Annotated in this window: 20 protein-coding genes, 2 tRNA genes and 1 other annotated feature; of the genes, 3 read left to right on the forward strand and 19 right to left on the reverse strand. The window is 31.0% G+C overall.

The features are described 5' to 3' along the window. Positions 1-2: 2 nt before the first annotated feature. The 3 genes from hydG to EYR00_RS08855 are packed head-to-tail and all read right to left on the reverse strand — an operon-like array spanning position 3 to position 2,761. Positions 3-1,424, reverse strand: coding sequence for a [FeFe] hydrogenase H-cluster radical SAM maturase HydG (gene hydG / locus EYR00_RS08845; RefSeq protein ID WP_003537452.1), 1,422 nt, complete (start codon positions 1,422-1,424; stop codon positions 3-5). A 31-nt stretch (positions 1,425-1,455) separates the two neighbouring features. Then, on the reverse strand, positions 1,456-2,514 hold the full coding sequence (hydE, locus tag EYR00_RS08850) for a [FeFe] hydrogenase H-cluster radical SAM maturase HydE (RefSeq protein WP_003537448.1): 1,059 nt from the start codon (positions 2,512-2,514) through the stop codon (positions 1,456-1,458). Between the two features lies 1 nt (position 2,515). Continuing rightward, the gene (locus EYR00_RS08855; RefSeq protein ID WP_003537447.1) at positions 2,516-2,761 is read right to left on the reverse strand and encodes a TM1266 family iron-only hydrogenase system putative regulator; all 246 of its coding nucleotides are present in this window, start codon (positions 2,759-2,761) and stop codon (positions 2,516-2,518) included. Between the two features lie 209 nt (positions 2,762-2,970). Here EYR00_RS08855 and EYR00_RS08860 point away from each other — a divergent pair, with 209 nt between their 5' ends. Then, complete coding sequence (locus EYR00_RS08860) at positions 2,971-3,855, forward strand: MurR/RpiR family transcriptional regulator (RefSeq protein WP_003537446.1); 885 nt, start codon at positions 2,971-2,973, stop codon at positions 3,853-3,855. A gap of 57 nt (positions 3,856-3,912) precedes the next feature. On the opposite strand, the gene EYR00_RS08865 is transcribed toward EYR00_RS08860, so the two are convergent. After that, positions 3,913-3,988 (reverse strand) — tRNA-Glu (locus EYR00_RS08865). A 333-nt stretch (positions 3,989-4,321) separates the two neighbouring features. Next, complete coding sequence (gene gltX / locus EYR00_RS08870) at positions 4,322-5,758, reverse strand: glutamate--tRNA ligase (RefSeq protein WP_008791524.1); 1,437 nt, start codon at positions 5,756-5,758, stop codon at positions 4,322-4,324. 55 nt (positions 5,759-5,813) lie between these two features. Here gltX and EYR00_RS08875 point away from each other — a divergent pair. Next, a tRNA-Gln gene (locus tag EYR00_RS08875) sits at positions 5,814-5,889 on the forward strand. 105 nt (positions 5,890-5,994) lie between these two features. On the opposite strand, the gene EYR00_RS15880 is transcribed toward EYR00_RS08875, so the two are convergent. The 14 genes from EYR00_RS15880 to EYR00_RS08940 form a co-directional block, all read right to left on the reverse strand. Then, positions 5,995-6,126, reverse strand: a complete 132-nt coding sequence (locus EYR00_RS15880) for a hypothetical protein (protein WP_003537439.1) — start codon at positions 6,124-6,126, stop codon at positions 5,995-5,997. A 170-nt stretch (positions 6,127-6,296) separates the two neighbouring features. Beyond that, positions 6,297-7,280, reverse strand: coding sequence for a D-isomer specific 2-hydroxyacid dehydrogenase family protein (locus EYR00_RS08880; RefSeq protein WP_003537437.1), 984 nt, complete (start codon positions 7,278-7,280; stop codon positions 6,297-6,299). Positions 7,281-7,346: 66 nt separating this feature from the next. Beyond that, positions 7,347-8,222 (reverse strand): cation diffusion facilitator family transporter, encoded by an 876-nt coding sequence (locus EYR00_RS08885; RefSeq protein ID WP_003537436.1) that lies wholly within the window; start codon positions 8,220-8,222, stop codon positions 7,347-7,349. 49 nt (positions 8,223-8,271) lie between these two features. Continuing rightward, positions 8,272-8,952 (reverse strand): deoxyribose-phosphate aldolase, encoded by a 681-nt coding sequence (gene deoC / locus EYR00_RS08890; protein ID WP_003537435.1) that lies wholly within the window; start codon positions 8,950-8,952, stop codon positions 8,272-8,274. 63 nt (positions 8,953-9,015) lie between these two features. Further along, a complete protein-coding gene (locus tag EYR00_RS08895; RefSeq protein WP_003537434.1) occupies positions 9,016-9,648 on the reverse strand; it encodes a GyrI-like domain-containing protein in 633 nt (210 codons plus the stop codon). Beyond that, positions 9,645-10,388 (reverse strand): GNAT family N-acetyltransferase, encoded by a 744-nt coding sequence (locus EYR00_RS08900; RefSeq protein WP_003537433.1) that lies wholly within the window; start codon positions 10,386-10,388, stop codon positions 9,645-9,647. Before EYR00_RS08900 ends, EYR00_RS08895 begins: the two co-directional genes overlap by 4 nt. Before the next feature lie 54 nt (positions 10,389-10,442). Continuing rightward, positions 10,443-11,357, reverse strand: coding sequence for a helix-turn-helix transcriptional regulator (locus tag EYR00_RS08905; RefSeq protein ID WP_003537432.1), 915 nt, complete (start codon positions 11,355-11,357; stop codon positions 10,443-10,445). Positions 11,358-11,359: 2 nt separating this feature from the next. After that, positions 11,360-12,136 carry an HAD-IIB family hydrolase gene (locus EYR00_RS08910; RefSeq protein WP_003537431.1) on the reverse strand — a complete coding sequence of 259 codons (777 nt, stop codon included), beginning with the start codon at positions 12,134-12,136 and terminating at the stop codon, positions 11,360-11,362. A gap of 80 nt (positions 12,137-12,216) precedes the next feature. Continuing rightward, on the reverse strand, positions 12,217-12,669 hold the full coding sequence (locus EYR00_RS08915) for a VOC family protein (protein WP_003537430.1): 453 nt from the start codon (positions 12,667-12,669) through the stop codon (positions 12,217-12,219). Further along, a complete protein-coding gene (locus EYR00_RS08920; RefSeq protein ID WP_008791519.1) occupies positions 12,666-13,010 on the reverse strand; it encodes an iron chaperone in 345 nt (114 codons plus the stop codon). Before EYR00_RS08920 ends, EYR00_RS08915 begins: the two co-directional genes overlap by 4 nt. Before the next feature lie 11 nt (positions 13,011-13,021). After that, positions 13,022-13,357, reverse strand: coding sequence for an inorganic diphosphatase (locus tag EYR00_RS08925; protein WP_003537426.1), 336 nt, complete (start codon positions 13,355-13,357; stop codon positions 13,022-13,024). 85 nt (positions 13,358-13,442) lie between these two features. Continuing rightward, on the reverse strand, positions 13,443-14,264 hold the full coding sequence (locus EYR00_RS08930) for a MetQ/NlpA family ABC transporter substrate-binding protein (protein WP_003537424.1): 822 nt from the start codon (positions 14,262-14,264) through the stop codon (positions 13,443-13,445). Between the two features lie 9 nt (positions 14,265-14,273). Then, positions 14,274-14,939, reverse strand: coding sequence for a methionine ABC transporter permease (locus EYR00_RS08935; protein WP_003537421.1), 666 nt, complete (start codon positions 14,937-14,939; stop codon positions 14,274-14,276). Then, the gene (locus EYR00_RS08940) at positions 14,940-15,944 is read right to left on the reverse strand and encodes a methionine ABC transporter ATP-binding protein (RefSeq protein ID WP_003537420.1); all 1,005 of its coding nucleotides are present in this window, start codon (positions 15,942-15,944) and stop codon (positions 14,940-14,942) included. It lies immediately after the preceding gene. Positions 15,945-15,981: 37 nt separating this feature from the next. Then, positions 15,982-16,211 (reverse strand) — a binding site (T-box leader). 176 nt (positions 16,212-16,387) lie between these two features. On the opposite strand from EYR00_RS08940, the gene EYR00_RS08945 reads away from it, so the two are divergent. Then, positions 16,388-16,678 (forward strand): nucleotide pyrophosphohydrolase, encoded by a 291-nt coding sequence (locus tag EYR00_RS08945; RefSeq protein WP_003537419.1) that lies wholly within the window; start codon positions 16,388-16,390, stop codon positions 16,676-16,678. Positions 16,679-16,716 lie beyond the last annotated feature (38 nt).

A 16,716-nucleotide genomic window follows, 5' to 3' on the forward strand; every position in this document is an offset into this window, starting at 1 on the left:
TATTAGAACCTGAAATCACGTTTCCCGTCTTCAATCATCGTAAGACGTTCTTGACAAATTTTTCTAACTTTATCACTAGTGATATTATCTAATTCCTTCATAATTAAATTATCAGCTTTTAACTTAGTATCATCACCGGCATAATCTTGACTATATTCCTTTAATGTCATCAAAGCATTAGGATGACAACAATTCGAGATTTGACCAGATTTACATAATTGCATAAAACGATCTCCCGTTCTTCCTTCGCGATAACAAGCAGTACAAAAACTTGGAATATAATTTAATTCACATAACCACTTAACAACCTCATCTAAAGTTCTATTATCACTAATATCAAATTGTGCAGAAGTAGTATCTTCTTCAGTTTCAGGTTCATCATAACCGCCAACACTTGTCTTAGAGCCACCACTAATTTGTGAAATACCTAACTCTAACACTCTTTCTCGAACCCGTTTAGATTCACGTGTTGAAATAATCATTCCCGTATATGGTACTGCCATTCTGATGATCATTACAATCTTTTCAAAAATTTTATCGCTGATAGCATTACTAAAGTCTGATTTATCAATATCATCTGCTGGACAAATTCTCGGAACACTAATCGTATGTGGTCCAACTCCTTTTGCGGCCTCTAAATGTTCGGCATGCATCAATAAACCCACAAAATCATATCGATACATTTCTAGCCCAAATAAAACCCCAATACCGACATCATCAATTCCACCATCCATAGCCCGATCCATTGCTTCAGTATGATAAGCATAATCATGTTTTGGTCCCGTTGGATGCAGTGCTTCATAATTTTTCTTATTATATGTTTCTTGGAAAAGAATATAAGTTCCTATCCCAGCCTCTTTTAGCTTTTTATAGTTTTCAACTGTTGTTGCAGCAATATTAACATTAACCCGCCTAATTGCTCCATTTATATGTTTGATCCCATATATAGTTTTAATGCTTTCCAATACATATTCAATTGGATTATTGATTGGATCCTCTCCTGTTTCTAATGCTAAACGCTTATGCCCCATATTTTGAAGTGCGATGACTTCTTTTTTTATTTCTTCTTGAGTTAATTTTTTTCTTGCAATATGCTTATTTTTTAAATGATAAGGACAATAGACACAACCATTAACGCAATAATTTGATAAGTATAAAGGTGCAAACATTACAATTCTATTACCATATAATTTTTGCTTAATCATTTTAGCAACTTTTTCCATTTCATCAATTGCTTCAGGAATTTCACACTCCAATAACAGCATTGCTTCACGGTGCGTTAATCCTTTACAGTCTTTAGCACGCTCAATTAAAGAAAAGATTAATTCTCGATTATCTTTATTTTCTTTAGCATATGCAATTGTTTCCAGTATTTCTTGATCATCAATAAATTCTTCAGCCTTATTAGATTTTACATTATACATTTTCCTTTTTCTCACTTTCTTTTACTTAGGTCTAACCCTCGTAATCAAATTTACAATAATCTCCACGCTCATATACAACTTCATATCCCGCCGTCTTTAGCGTATCAATTAATTCTTTTAATCCTTCACTCGCTTCTTGTCCACTCGCTGCTTTTCCATCATATAACGAGTATTTTTTTCTTACCTCCTGAGGTGATAAATTAGGCATCACAACATTACAACCATGGTTAATTCCCTCTAAGCGCCCATTAGAATCTAAAGTTGCTAAAGCAGTTGTTGCAGGCAATAGAACATCCTTTGTCATAATTCTAATCAAACTTAATAAAAAAAGAGTAAGTTTTAAATCACCATTTGGTTGGTTTTTAAAAGGCGTATTTTGATGCACTAAATATGGTCCAATCCCTACCATTTCCGGCTTTAGCTCTTTAATAAACAATAAATCATTAACCAGACAATCAATATCCTGATGATAACTTCCTACCATAAATCCACATCCTGTTTGAAACCCAATTGCTTTTAAATTCAAAAGACAGTCAATTCGATTATCAAATGACATCTCATGAGGATGAAGCTGATAGTAATGCTCTCTATTATAAGTTTCATGACGAAGCAAATAACGATCAGCACCTGCATTAAAATACTTTTGATAAGTTTCTTTACTTTTTTCTCCTAACGATAGCGTAATTGCACAATCAGGATATAATTCTTTTATTTTCTCAATAATTTCTACCATTCGTTCATCTTGGTAATATTCGTCTTCTCCACCTTGTAAAACAAATGTTCGAAAGCCTAAGCGATAACCTTCTTTGCAGCATAATAATATTTCTTCTAAATTTAGCCGATAGCGTAATGCTAATTTATTACTGCGACGTAATCCACAATAATAACAATCATTTTTACAATAACTGCTGATTTCAATTAATCCCCGAATATAGATCTTATTTTTAAATATTTGTTCAGTGATTTTCGCAGCAATCTTCTTAGCGTAATCAAAATCGTTTTGATCAAATGTTTTTAATAATCTTTTAAACTCATCAAAATCCAATGCGCCTTCTTGATGAAGCTTGTTAATTAAATCAATATTACTCATTCTATCCTTTTGAATATAGTGCCTTTACACTGACACCTTTGAGCATTCCGATTTTTCCCGATAAAGCCCCTATTACATCATTTGGTCCATCAACGATAACAGACATAACTGATACTTGCTTATCTTTATAGGGAATTCCCATTCGCCCAATAATATAGCGACTATATTTATGCAACAAGTCATTAATCTTATTAGCACTGTCTAATTCATAAACAAAAATTCCTAAAATTGCAATTCTACTTTCCATTTTACCTCCTTAAACTAAAAACCATTAGGGCGTACTAATGGTTGAACAAAACAAAAATAATTGTTCACCCTTTGACTCAGAAATTTCCTCATCATTAGCTGCATACTTATATTCTACCACATTTGAAATGAAAACGTTATCATTTTAATTCTTTTTGGTTTACTCTTTTGTCTTCGACACGTATAATGAAATAAAGCGAGGTAAAAAATATGTTAATAATTCACAAACTTGAACATACTCACTTTTCATCAAGTGAAGCTATTATTATTGACTACATTCTTGAACAAGGTTTAAAAATAAAGAATATGTCAGCCAACAGTATTGCTAAAGCAACATTCACTTCTGCCCCACTTTTAGTACGTATTGCCAAAAAATTAGGTTATTCCGGCTGGAACGCCTTTAAAGAAGATTTTATTGCAGAACTCGAATATTTATTTAAAGAACAAAAGGTCGATGCTAGTATTCCTTTTGTTGTTAGTGATGATATTATGACAATTTCTAATAATATCGGTCAACTTCAAATTGATGCGATTCAAGACACGATGTCCATGCTGAATCATGATGACTTACAAACGGCCTTACGTTATCTTCGAAATGCTAAAGAATTAGATCTCTATGGAGTTTCTAATAACCTTTTATTAGCAGAAGGATTTAGAAGTAAATTATTTTATATTCATCGTAATGTAAATATCTGTCGTCTGCCTGGCAATCCCAAGGTTCAAGCGGCAATGAGTGATGAAACCCATTGTGCTATTTTAATTTCATATTCTGGAGAAACAGAATTTATTATTGAGGTTGCTAAGGTATTGAAAAAGAAAGAAACTCCAATCATCGCGATTACCTGTATTGCAAATAATCGCCTTTCTAAAATTGCTGATGTAACATTACGAATTTCATCACGTGAAATGTTACATACAAAGATTGGAGATTTTGCAACAACAACATCGATTAAATACTTACTGGATACTCTTTATGCAGGAATTTTTTCATTTGATTATCAAAAAAATCTTGATTATAAAATTCAAATTGCTAAAGCTGTTGATGACCGTCACTCGGGTTATGAGTTTATTGATGAAGATGAATTTCCTCAATAAACTCGTCAATTCAAAACCAAACAAAAAAACACCCCTTACGTGGGTGTTATTTTTATTTGGTAGCCTGTACGGGGTTCGAACCCGTGAATGCTAGGATGAGAACCTAGTGTGTTGACCGCTTCACCAACAGACCATGTAAATATTATAGCACTATTTATAAAAAAAAGACAATCATTATTCAAAACAATTTTTATCAATATAATTATTAGATGTTTTAGATAGTGTAGTGAATCTATGGCAAAATTATCTATACAGTTGAGTATATTTTAGACATGGACCCAGAAATATCAACATCAATAATTATAAAACTTATATTCATTATAATAATAAGTACCAACTTTAAAGCAATCAGAGCTAATAAAACAGTAATATATGCCACTTTTAAAAGCCTTTTTAATGGAAACAAAATTCCTGTAAAAAAGGCTTTTATGTATATTCAAAATACTATTTCAATTTAAGTATCAAATTATTTCATACTTAATAACTTAATGGCCAGATCGATTCTTTTAAGTGATTCATTTTTCCCTAAAATATGTGCAATTTCAACAGCTCCGCCCGGAGTAAATGACTTAAAAGTCAAAGCAACTCTGACAGGATACATAATCCGTCCATTCTTCACTTCTTTTTCTTGAGCTAAATTAATAAATAAATCATGTAACGCTAGATCATCATTAAAATTATCAAAAGTACTTAAAGCATCTCTAACCCAAATAAGAGCTTCTAATGAGTTTTCAGGATTTGTTTTCATCTTTTTATTTTTAAATAATGTTTCATCAGCATTACATGGTTCATTAATAAAATCAATCATCTCCGGTATTTCATTTAAATAGGAAATCCTCAATTGTAGTACTTGACTCAGTTCTAATAAATCAACATCGCGTGTAATTATTTTTTGATAATACGGCATTGCTAGTTGATGAAAATTTTCTAACGTTAAATTTCGTAAATAAAGTCCATTCATCCACTTTAATTTATCGAGATCAAAAATTGCTGGTGCCTTTGATATTCTTTTAATATCAAAATTTTTAATCAGTTCGGATAAAGAAAAAATCTCTTCCTCACCTTCTGGAGCCCACCCTAATAAAGCAATATAATTAATGACTGCTTCATTTAGGTATCCTTGCTTAATTAAATCTTGATATGAAGCATCTCCATTGCGCTTTGATAGCTTATGCTGCTCATCTTTCATCACTGGCGGAACATGAATGTACGTTGGAATTTCCCAATTAAAAGTTTGATAAATTATATTATATTTCGGCGTACTAGCTAAATATTCATTTCCTCGTACTACATGGGTTATACTCATCAAATGATCATCGATGATATTAGCAAAATTGTATGTTGGATAACCATCACTCTTTAGTAACACCCCCTCATCTAAAGTATCATTATCGACAGTTATTTCTCCGTATACTTCATCATTAAAAGTTGTTTGCCCCTGCTTAATTGTTTGTCTGATAACATACGGTTTATTTTCTGACAATAGTTTCTCTATTTCTTCATCAGATAATTGATGACATGGATCTTTAAATATTTGATCCTCTTTATTACCCTTAACATTTTCTTGATTACAAAAACAGTAGTGAGCTCCATTCAGCTTAACAAGCTCATGAGCGTACTTTTGGTAAATTTCTAATCTTTGTGATTGAATATATGGTCCATATCCGCCATCTTTATCAGGTCCTTCATCATATTCAAGTCCAGTATCTGATAATGTTTGATAAATTACATCTATTGCCCCAGCTACTTCCCGGGCTTGATCTGTATCTTCAATCCTCAAAATAAAATCACCATCGTCTTTTTTAGCAATCAAATAACCATACAAAGCTGTTCGTAAGTTACCTATGTGCATATAACCAGTTGGACTAGGTGCAAATCTTGTTCTAATTTTCATAAATTTCATTCCATCCCCTTGTATTTTTTCCAATAAAGTTTTAAAATTATAAATGTCCACTAATTAGGGTATAGCCAAGCGGTAAGGCATCAGACTCTGAATCTGACATTTCCTTGGTTCGAATCCAAGTACCCTAGCCATGCATTTAAAAGTAGAGCTTTCTACTTTTTTTATTATATTCCTTTCTTATAAGTAAATCTATAAAAAACAAGTTGAATTAACATACGTTAACCAACTTGTTTTTATTAATTGCCTCCGGGACCATCTTGACGCTCGCGTTCATCAGGATAATATTTGGTATTATTATTTGTCCATTGATTATTACCAGCTGTTTTTACTGCTTCATTTGACTTATTTTGTTTTTTCTTATTCTTCACTATTATCACCCCATAATAGTTTGTCTCCAATAAATAAATTAATACTACATTTCTAACTTATTCATAACTTTCTAACTACTTATTGTTAAAAAGTATGTAGCTAAATATTTTTAAGCTTATAACATTATTGAAAATAATATTTATCTAAAATTTATAACTATAAAACTATCTTAACATACTCTAAATTTATTTTCTTTACCATCACGATCAGCTACAATACTTTCAATCGAATGTTCAACCATATCACTGACTGCTTGTTCTGTATAAAAGGCCATATGTGGAGTTAATAAAACATTGGGCATATCTCGTAATATAGATAATTCATGGTTTCCAATCACTTTGTATTTATAATCATTATAATATAATCCTAATTCATTTTCGATTACATCTAAAGCACAGGCAGCGATTTTACCGCTCTCTAACGCACTAATCAAATCACTGGTATCGATAATACTTCCACGAGCGGTATTAATTATAATAACACCATCCTTCATTTTTTCAATAGTTTCTTGACAAACAAGATGATACGTATCTTCTAAAGCCGGAACATGAAATGTTATGATATCGCTCTTAGTAATAATTTCTTCCATTGCCACATAATCTGCATATTTTCTTACTTCTTCTTTTTCAAATGGGTCATAAGCAAGTATCTGACAGCCAAAACCACTTAGATTTTTAATCACTTTTTGACCTATAGCACCTGTTCCTATCACCCCAACAACCATATTTTCAAGTTCTAATCCAATACTCTCGTTTAATGAATAATCAAATCCAATTGCTCGACGCATGATCATTTTCATTTTTCTTAAAGCCATTAACATTATCATTACTGTATAATTTGCAACGCTGGCAGTCGAATAGGTTACATTACTTACGATCATCTTATTCGCCTTAGCTGCTTTCAAGTCAATATGATCATAACCAATAGTTCTTGTTGAAATATGTTTTACACCTTGTTCATGCCAAATCTCAATAATTTCCTTAGTGATTGCTGTAGTAATAACACTTACCCCGTTACAACCTTTTGCTAAAACTGCATTTTCTTTATTTGGTGAATCATATATTTTAATTATTTCAACACAATAATGTTGTGAAAACTTTTCAAAATATTGTCCCTCATCAAATTCTCGATAATTATATACTGCAATTTTCATGTTTTACCCCCTATTATTTACAACTACTATAGTTTAGCACTTGCCTTAGAAGATGTAAACTCTTTGTCAACTGTCACTAGGATTAACATGAACATTACAATGTTTGACTGTTGGAAAATTATTTTCAATCAAATCATGCACTTGATGAGCAATAGCATGAGCATGACGTAAATTATCATTTCCATCAACCTGTACTTCTAAATCTACATATACTTTATTACCAAATAATCTTGTTTTCAAATCATCAATATTAATTATTTCACTTTGCTCCGTAATTAAAGAAATCAAATCCTCTTGAAATTCTCTACTACAGGCATGATCAATCATTTGATCAATCGCATCATTAAAAATCTCGATCGCTACCTTTAGAATAAAACCACAAATGAGAATACTAGCAATTGCATCTAAAATATAATATCCTAAATAAAAACCAATAACGCCGACTAAACTGCCAATTGAAGAAAAAGCATCACTTCGATGATGCCAGGCATCTGCTTTCATTGCATTTGAATTGATACGTTTTGCTTCAATAATCGTATACCAATACATCGCTTCCTTAGCCACAATCGATATTACAGCTATAACAATAGCTAACGATCCATATTTTAATTTAACATTACTTGGGTTAATAATTTCTATAATACCGCTATATCCTATCAACAACGCCGTTAAAAACAACATAACTGCAAGAATAATTGCTGCCACACATTCAAACCGTTCATGACCATATGGATGTTCTAAATCACTTTCTTTACTGGATAATTTTACGCCAACCATAACTACAACTGTACTTAAAACATCTGACGCAGTATGGATACCATCGGAAATAATTGCATTAGAAAAAGATATAAACCCAATTAAGATTTTAAAAAATGCTAAAATTAAATTTCCTAATAATGTAACTGTTGAAACACGCATTACCGTTTTTTGATACTCTTCCATATTATCACCTAAGTTATTATATGCAAAAAAAGTAATCTAGTGACCTAGATTACTCATCATTTTCCTTAAATTCTTTAATAATTGTTTTAGTCGAACTTGTCCCAATTCGTTCAACTCCCAAATTTATAAATTCATTAAAAGTTTTATAATCCCTAATCCCGCCTGCTGCTTTGACTTTACAAACACCATCTACAGTTTCTAACATTATTTTCACATCTTCGATCAAAGCTCCACCTGGTCCAAAGCCAGTAGAAGTCTTGATAAAATCCGGTTTAACTTCTTTAGCAATTTGTGCACATTTCCTGATTTCATCTTTTGTTAAATAACAATTTTCAAAAATTACTTTACTAATGATTCCTGCCTCACGGCAAATCTTAACAATTGTTTCCATCTCTTCCTTGATATAAGTAAAATCACCGTCTTTAACTTTAGCAAGATTTAAAACATAATCAATCTCGTCAGCACCATCTTTGATTGCCTCAATAGTTTCAAAAGCTTTGACTGCTATTGTTGTTTGACCTAAAGGAAAAGAAATAGCTGCGCCAACATGGATTGTGGTGTCTTTTAATAATTCTTTACAAAATTTAGTATAGTAAGAATTTATTGCGACCATCTTTACCTTTAATTCTTTTGCCTCATTACAAAAAGCTTGCATCGCTTCTTTTGACGCATATGGCTTTAATAATGTATGATCAATATACTGAGTAATTTCTTCTAATGTTCGTTGCATTTATATCCCGCCTTTCTATTTATCATAATTATACTACAAACCCTCTATTATGATAACGTATTTTTATTTAACAGGATAACGTATTACTGTTTTTAAATTTTCAGGTTTACATTTTCTTGGATCACTTAAATAAATTTCATGATGTCGGCGGACTTCATTGAGATCAATTTGTAATCCTTGAGTTTCGATAAATTGATATATTTTTTCAATACTCGTATTTTCTTCATCATAACTGCCTAGATGCATAATTTGAACACATTTCCCTTCTTCAATAATTTCGTAATTTACTTTATCAAGATTTAAGTATGGTTTTTTTACTTTTAATAATTCTTTAGCATGTTCAAAAACTTCAAGTGTAACAAATTCAGGTAATCTAATCATTGATTTCCAATAAAATTTACTTTTATCACCGATTACTTTTTCAGTTGGTTTTTTATCCAGCCACCATAAGCCTTCCAAAGGGGGAACTACATATTCAAAATAGCCATCTATTTTATTATCCGTCATTTTGGACATTTTAATTGTAAAAGAAATACCATATAATAATTCTAGAGCCTCTTTATATTCAGCTGATGTATTAGGATTACCTTTACCATCAACTGTTACATACGTGATTTTATCTACATTAATCAACATTGGGGACCTTTTTGGTAAATATAAATCTTTATATTCTTTCTTATAATCTAATTTAGTCATATTAATTCCTCCAATATTTTCTCAAATTTTTTAACCGATAAAATTTCTCTTGTAATAAATTTATGATTATAAAACAAACTATATGTGGTAAAAAGAATTCCCGCATTTTTTGCTTCCTCACTACTATTTAATAGTTTTAATTTAATTATTAAACCTTTTTCTTGACAATACGCTTCAATCATCGGGGCATATTTAGCTGTAAAAGGACACTGATGACTATAATATAAAACTAATCCACCTTCCTCACAAGTCATTTCTTTAATCGTAAAACTTGGTTGAACTGCTTGAGAATCTAAACTTAAATACATTAATTCATATTTATCTAGACTCATTATTGAAATAAAACCATGCTTAATTAAAAATTTATAATCCATTACAAACGGCATTTTCCTTTTTGCAGAAATAACAGTTATTCCATGTTTCTTCTGTTTACGACAATCTTTAATACAAGCTTCCAACAATTTTTTAGCTAATCCCTGTCCTTGATATTTTCCAGATACCCAAAGACAATTAATATGCATAAGATCATCACCTACGATAGGTACCCAAGCTTCTTCAAGTGGTAAATATTCAATAAAACACTTTCCCCTTACATCCATCTTTTTAAAAATCAATCCGCATTTAAACTGTTCCTCAAGCCAAGCTTTTTTAGCTTTAACTTGGATATCATTATTACTAGAAATTGCACAACAAATATGCTCCTTCTCCAAATTATTTTGATCGACTGTGATTATTTCCATTTAACTCATCCTTTCTATAGAATCATTATAACAAAACAAACTTGACATCCTCTGTCAAGTTTGTTTATAAACAGCCTTAATTTTATTAATTTCTATAATTACCTTATCTTTAAGGTCTTGAGGTTCTATTACCTCAACTTTAGACCCAAATGAGAGAATAAAACTAATCAACCAGTAATCATCAGGGACAACACTACTTACTATATAATTTCCAGCAGTATCCTCACAGATTACACCATCACCGAATTCATCAAAAACAACACTCCCTATACTTTTATCAAATTTTAAAATCACTTTAATCCTCGGGGTATTCAAATTAGGAATTTTATTTATTTTTGGTGGTAAAGCAATTTCTTCAAGTTGAAAATAATTTGATGTCGTTAGTAATTCTATAATTCTTGTTAGCCGAAAAACACGATAGCTATTTTTTTGAAGACAATATCCTTGTAAATACCAAGTATTTGCTTTAAAAAACAGTTTATTTGGAAAAACACATCGCTGTGATTTCTCACCATAAGAATTAATATATTTAAATTTAATTTCCTTTTGTTCAAAAATAGCTTTTTTTATTGTTTCAAACTTTTCATTTTGACTATTGTTATGATGCCAAGTAGTAAAATCAACTTCAATCCAATCTAGTTTATTTTTATTAAATAACGCTGCCATCTTATCAATTAAGCCTGCTTCATCTCTATCTTGAAGCCTCTCTATACATTGAAGTGCCATTAAAATTTGATTCTGTTCATCATCACTGAATGTCATTTTATCCAAAACAAATTCACTATCTATATAAATTCCACCCTTAGCTCCTTGATTGGCATAAATTGGAAATCCAGCTACGATCAAGCGATCTAAATCACGATATATTGTCCGGGTTGAAACTTCAAAGTGTTCAGCCAATTCTTTAGCAGTAGTCTGCTTATGTTCAATCAGATAATAAATAGTTTCAAATAGTCGATTAACGGACATATTTAGTCGATCCAGCCAAAATGTTTACAGGCATTATAAATACCGTCTTTGTCACAATCATCTGTAATATATGCAGCTTTAGCTTTCAAAGCATCAATTGCATTTCCCATTGCGATACTAGTCCATTCATCAGTAAACATACTCAAATCATTTTTTTCATCACCAAAAACAACTACATCACTATAATCCCCATCAAAATGATCAACCATCATTTTGATTCCAACTGACTTATCGCCAGGTTCTACAAACAAGTATTCTTGATGAAAACGACACCAAGGCAGTTCCTTTAAAGTTTCCAGCTTTTCTTCCTCTGGAGCATAACAAGCCACATATACTTTATAAATTTTATCAAAGTCTTTTGGATCCAAACCTTCTTGAACTATGGTATCCATATAGATATCATGTGTAAAATCATAAAAGCGATTATCTGGTGCCAATCGTCTTGTCGCATTATCAGGTGAAATTGCCCAAATATATCCTTTTTCCTTACATTCATTAATTAAATTGATACATTTATCGTAATCTAAGGGTTTAATTTCTACTAATTTATTATGTATTGTAATTCCATTTCCACCGTCACTTACCATATTTTCAAACCCTAGTTCTTTCATATGTTCTACTGCCATCGCATAACTCCTTCCAGTAGCAATAGCAACAAAATGACCAGCCTCTTTTAATTTTGAAATAGCTATTTTAGTCGATTCTGGTACATATTGATTTCCTGGTGTCCCAACTGCCAAAGTACCATCAATATCAAAAAAGAAAAATTTACGTTTCATTATTAAAACCTCCAACTGTTTTATCCTATCATATTTTAATATAATTATTTTTTATTTACTGAATATGAAAAGATAAAAATTTACTCATCTGTTAGCTTGTCGCTTCCATTATAATTGCCAGTAATTTCAATTTCATTACCATCTGGATCTTTGATTGTAAAATACCAGTATGGCATATGGATATTGACAAATAACAGTTCAGATACAGCCCCTATCTTTAATTTTTTAATTCGTTCATATTCACTTATTAAATCCTCTACTTCAAAATTGAATATAACTGATGTATTTATTTTATCACTATTTTCATTTTTCAAAGTTGTCAAATATGAATGATTATAATGGCCACGATAATCGTTATTTACAAGAAAATCAATATCAAATTGTCGATTATATAATGATAATGAATTCCCACAATCAAATGTAGCCCACCGATCATCATTACAATATAATGGCTCTTGCTCCAATAAAAGCTGATAAAAAGCCAGTGACTTAGCAAAATCATTGACACTAATATATGTTGTTCCTAGCCTCATTTAGTGTTCTCCTCTATTTTAAATAAAACCATCTTTTTTATTAATTCTACTGGTAATTCTTGTTCAAACATAAATTGCACTGTATTTTTATTATTTGTCTTATAATTAGCTAATTCTGTTTTAAAAGCTTCTATTGTTTGCGGTGATGTATAGAAGCCGATATGTTTTTTATATGCTGCAAACTGGACTAGAAAACCGTCTTGAAAATATGTTGGTACACCCCATGATATTTTTTCTTGAGCTTCAGGCGCCGTTTCTTTAATTATTTTTCTTAACTTAATTAAATTTATTTGTATCTGTTGGTAAAAACTATTAATATATTCGTCTACTGTTATAGTCATCATCTTCTCCTTTATCTTAGAATAACTGAATTGAAATATCTCTCTTGAAACTCTGTTAAGGCTCTAATCTGTTCATCACTATAATCAACATTATGAGGAACAACAATCAATTTATCATCATTATCATTAGTCCGCTGGATAACTGCAATAACTACCCCACGATATCTTTCTACCGGCTCAAAGACACCAAGCAAATAAGCATCAAGTTCTTCTCCATCTCCGCTAACTGTGTTTTCAATGAAACCATAATTAAGAGGATATATGAAGCCGTATTGAGGATGCTGAGAACCTAATGGACGATCAATGAGAACCTCTACTTCTTGATACAAATAATCTCTACATAACATTGGTAAAACCTCCTAACTTTAAAAATTATATGTTATTTTCTGTATCTACGCAATCGCCATAATAAAAAAAGATGCCTAAGCATCTTTATTTAACCGGAATCACTGATCCATCACTATACGTATTGGTAATAAAATCTTTAATTTTTTGAGATTGTAATACTGCTACTAAAGCTTTGATTTTTTTATCATTTTCATGTCCCTTTTGACACGCCACGATATTAACATATGGATTACTTTCATCTGCTGATTCTAAAAGAATCGCATCTTTAGTTGGATTCAAGCCAGCATCAATTGCATAATTCCCATTGATTGCGATTAATGCACCTTCATCATTTTTATACGCATTAGTTAGCAATTCTGGTTTAATTTCCTTGAATTCCAAATTTAATCGATTAGTCTTAATATCTTCAATCGTTGCATCTTGCACTTTCACTTTATCATCTAATTCAATGATCCCTGCTTCATCTAAAATAGCTAGAATTCGTCCATGATCAGCAACAGAATTAGAAATAACAACAATATCATTTTTCTTTAATTCATTAATATTTTTAATTTGTTTTGAATAAAAACCAAATGGTTCAATATGCACTCCACCAGCATTAACTAGATCATATTTATTATCCTTAATATCCTTTTCAAAAAATGGGACATGTTGGAAAAAGTTTGCATCTACATCACCATCATTTAAAGAGCGATTAAAAATATAATAGTCATCTAAAATTTTTATCTCTAGATCAATATCATAATCATCCTTTAAAATGTTCTTAGCTTCTTCCAAAATATCACCATGTGGCTTTGAGGTTGCAGCCACTAATAATGTTTTATCATCACGTTCTGTTTTTCCACCACATGCAGTTAGTGTAACTGCTAATAATAAACTAATAATTCCGATAAATAATTTTTTCATAATATTTCCCTACCTTTTATCTATTTTCCTTACAAAATAATCACCAATAAATTGAATAATAAAAACAATAACTAAAATTAAAAATGTGGCTGTATACATTACATAATTGTTAGTTCTTACAAACCCATATAGATATGCCAGATTCCCAAGACCACCAGCTCCTATGGCACCTGCCATTGCTGTATAACCAACTAATGAAATGGACATAACTGTAATCGAAGAAATCAAAGCTGGTTTAGCTTCTGGAATTAAAACCTTAGTAATGATTTGAACATTACTTGCCCCCATTGCTTTACTTGCTTCAATCGTTCCACCATCAACTTCATTTAAAGCAATCATGACCATCCGTCCATAAAATGGTGCACTTGATAAAATCAATGACGGTAATGCTGCCTTAGCACCTAACATTGAACCAACCAAAAATGTAGTCAATGGAATTAGCAAAAATACTAAAATAATATATGGTACCGCTCTAAATACATTAACGATCAAATTTAAAATTTTATTAACGATCAAATTAGGATACAGTCCATCATCTTGAGTTAAATATATAGCAATTCCCAAGACCATTCCAAGAATTACCGCAAAAATCAATGAAATCAATGTCATAAAGAGCGTTTCATTTAGAGCTGCTATCATCGCATTGATATCAATGTTTTCTAAAATACTTCGCATCTACATCACCTCCACTTTAGCTAAATATTTTTCAAATAAAGTTATTACTTTTTCATAATCACCGATTACTTGCAAAATCATAATCCCAAATGAACTATCGATAGTATTGCTTAAATTAGCTTCAATTACATTTATATCACTATCACATTCTCTAATTACTTTAGTCAAAATTGGCAAACGACTAACATTTTCATCAAACACTACTTTCAATAATCGTCCTTTAGAATAAATTTTCTTTAGAACAGTCTCATCAAATTCATTATGATTTTTTCCTTCTTGAATAAAACTTTTAGTTACTGAATGTTGCGGCGAAGTAAAAATCTCTTTAACAGTTCCTTCTTCGATAACTTTTCCTTCTGACATAACTGCAATATGATTACAGATTCTTTGGACTACTTCCATTTGATGTGTGATCATAATGATCGTAATATTTAATTTCTTATTTATTTTTAATAATAATTCTAAAATCGATTTTGTCGTATCGGGATCTAATGCACTAGTAGCCTCATCGCATAATAAGATTCTAGGATCATTAGCAAGAGCTCGCGCGATCCCCACCCGTTGCTTTTGTCCACCTGATAATTCGCTAGGATAAGCATTCTCACGACCTGTTAAACCAACTAGCTCTACTAGTTCTTGAACCTTTTGCTGACGAATCCTTTTATCTTTATTACCAGCAATTTCTAAAGCTAATTCAATATTTTCACTTACTGTTCGTGACCACAATAAATTAAAATGCTGAAAAATCATTCCTACTTTAGTTCTCAATTTTCTTAATTCTATTTGTGATAAATTCCCTAAATCTTGTCCATCAATAAATATTTTACCACTATCTTGTACCTCTAATTGGTTAATTAGACGCACTAATGTAGATTTACCAGCTCCGCTATAACCAATTATTCCATAAATATCGCCATCTTCGATAGTTAAAGAAACATCATCTACAGCAACTACTTCACGATCCTTTAATCGATAAACTTTACTAACGCGCTTAATTTCAATCATAAAATCCTCCTTAAAATATAAAAACTCGTCCTTTAAGCCAAAGGACGAGCATTGCCCGTGTTACCACCTTAATTCATTATTACCTCACAGCAATAACCTCTTCGAGTACAATCATACTCTAGTGCGCTAACGGGCACACCCGTCATAGGCTAAATATCGCCTACAAGACTCCAAGACCATCTTCATTCATTATCCCCTATCCTTTTCCACCATCCAAGGATTCTCTATAAAGTTCAAGTGAACTACTCTTCTTTTCATTGTCGTTGGCAATATATTAACTAAATCTATTTTAAAAGTCAAGAGTATTTTTTAATTATTTCCTACTTTTTTACTATGCATTATTTTCCTGTCTTTTTTATATCTAAATTTATTCCCGTTTGTATCGACATTTATTCATTTTACTTGATTATCTATCAATAGTTCATATAATTATAAAAAAGGAGATGTTTATGAAAGAGCTTGAAAATAAAATTATTGAATTTGTTCAAAAACGTGGTTGGGATCAATTAGAACATCCCGAATGTCTAATTAAAAGTATTTCTATTGAAGCTGGGGAATTACTTGAATGTATTCAGTGGGATAATGATTACAAAACAGAAAATATTAGTGAAGAACTTGCCGATGTAATGATATATTGTTTTCAACTGGCATACTCACTAAATCTTGATGTAAGTACAATTATTGAAAAAAAACTTATAAAAAATGCTGAAAAATATCCTGTTAAAGAATTTTAATCTTTAGCAGGTTTTTATTTTGCAAAGTTAGCTTGACA

The organism is Thomasclavelia ramosa DSM 1402 (assembly GCF_014131695.1).
GTDB lineage: Bacteria > Bacillota_I > Bacilli_A > Erysipelotrichales > Coprobacillaceae > Thomasclavelia > Thomasclavelia ramosa.

What these genes read in the sequence shown, in the direction of transcription:
- hydG (WP_003537452.1), bottom strand. Translation starts at nt 1,424, where the DNA reads ATGTATAATGTAAAATCTAATAAGGCTGAAGAATTTATTGATGATCAA.
- hydE (WP_003537448.1), bottom strand. Translation starts at nt 2,514, where the DNA reads ATGAGTAATATTGATTTAATTAACAAGCTTCATCAAGAAGGCGCATTG.
- EYR00_RS08855 (WP_003537447.1), bottom strand. Translation starts at nt 2,761, where the DNA reads ATGGAAAGTAGAATTGCAATTTTAGGAATTTTTGTTTATGAATTAGAC.
- EYR00_RS08860 (WP_003537446.1), top strand. Translation starts at nt 2,971, where the DNA reads ATGTTAATAATTCACAAACTTGAACATACTCACTTTTCATCAAGTGAA.
- gltX (WP_008791524.1), bottom strand. Translation starts at nt 5,758, where the DNA reads ATGAAATTTATGAAAATTAGAACAAGATTTGCACCTAGTCCAACTGGT.
- EYR00_RS08880 (WP_003537437.1), bottom strand. Translation starts at nt 7,280, where the DNA reads ATGAAAATTGCAGTATATAATTATCGAGAATTTGATGAGGGACAATAT.
- EYR00_RS08885 (WP_003537436.1), bottom strand. Translation starts at nt 8,222, where the DNA reads ATGGAAGAGTATCAAAAAACGGTAATGCGTGTTTCAACAGTTACATTA.
- deoC (WP_003537435.1), bottom strand. Translation starts at nt 8,952, where the DNA reads ATGCAACGAACATTAGAAGAAATTACTCAGTATATTGATCATACATTA.
- EYR00_RS08895 (WP_003537434.1), bottom strand. Translation starts at nt 9,648, where the DNA reads ATGACTAAATTAGATTATAAGAAAGAATATAAAGATTTATATTTACCA.
- EYR00_RS08900 (WP_003537433.1), bottom strand. Translation starts at nt 10,388, where the DNA reads ATGGAAATAATCACAGTCGATCAAAATAATTTGGAGAAGGAGCATATT.
- EYR00_RS08905 (WP_003537432.1), bottom strand. Translation starts at nt 11,357, where the DNA reads ATGTCCGTTAATCGACTATTTGAAACTATTTATTATCTGATTGAACAT.
- EYR00_RS08910 (WP_003537431.1), bottom strand. Translation starts at nt 12,136, where the DNA reads ATGAAACGTAAATTTTTCTTTTTTGATATTGATGGTACTTTGGCAGTT.
- EYR00_RS08915 (WP_003537430.1), bottom strand. Translation starts at nt 12,669, where the DNA reads ATGAGGCTAGGAACAACATATATTAGTGTCAATGATTTTGCTAAGTCA.
- EYR00_RS08920 (WP_008791519.1), bottom strand. Translation starts at nt 13,010, where the DNA reads ATGACTATAACAGTAGACGAATATATTAATAGTTTTTACCAACAGATA.
- EYR00_RS08925 (WP_003537426.1), bottom strand. Translation starts at nt 13,357, where the DNA reads ATGTTATGTAGAGATTATTTGTATCAAGAAGTAGAGGTTCTCATTGAT.
- EYR00_RS08930 (WP_003537424.1), bottom strand. Translation starts at nt 14,264, where the DNA reads ATGAAAAAATTATTTATCGGAATTATTAGTTTATTATTAGCAGTTACA.
- EYR00_RS08935 (WP_003537421.1), bottom strand. Translation starts at nt 14,939, where the DNA reads ATGCGAAGTATTTTAGAAAACATTGATATCAATGCGATGATAGCAGCT.
- EYR00_RS08940 (WP_003537420.1), bottom strand. Translation starts at nt 15,944, where the DNA reads ATGATTGAAATTAAGCGCGTTAGTAAAGTTTATCGATTAAAGGATCGT.
- EYR00_RS08945 (WP_003537419.1), top strand. Translation starts at nt 16,388, where the DNA reads ATGTTTATGAAAGAGCTTGAAAATAAAATTATTGAATTTGTTCAAAAA.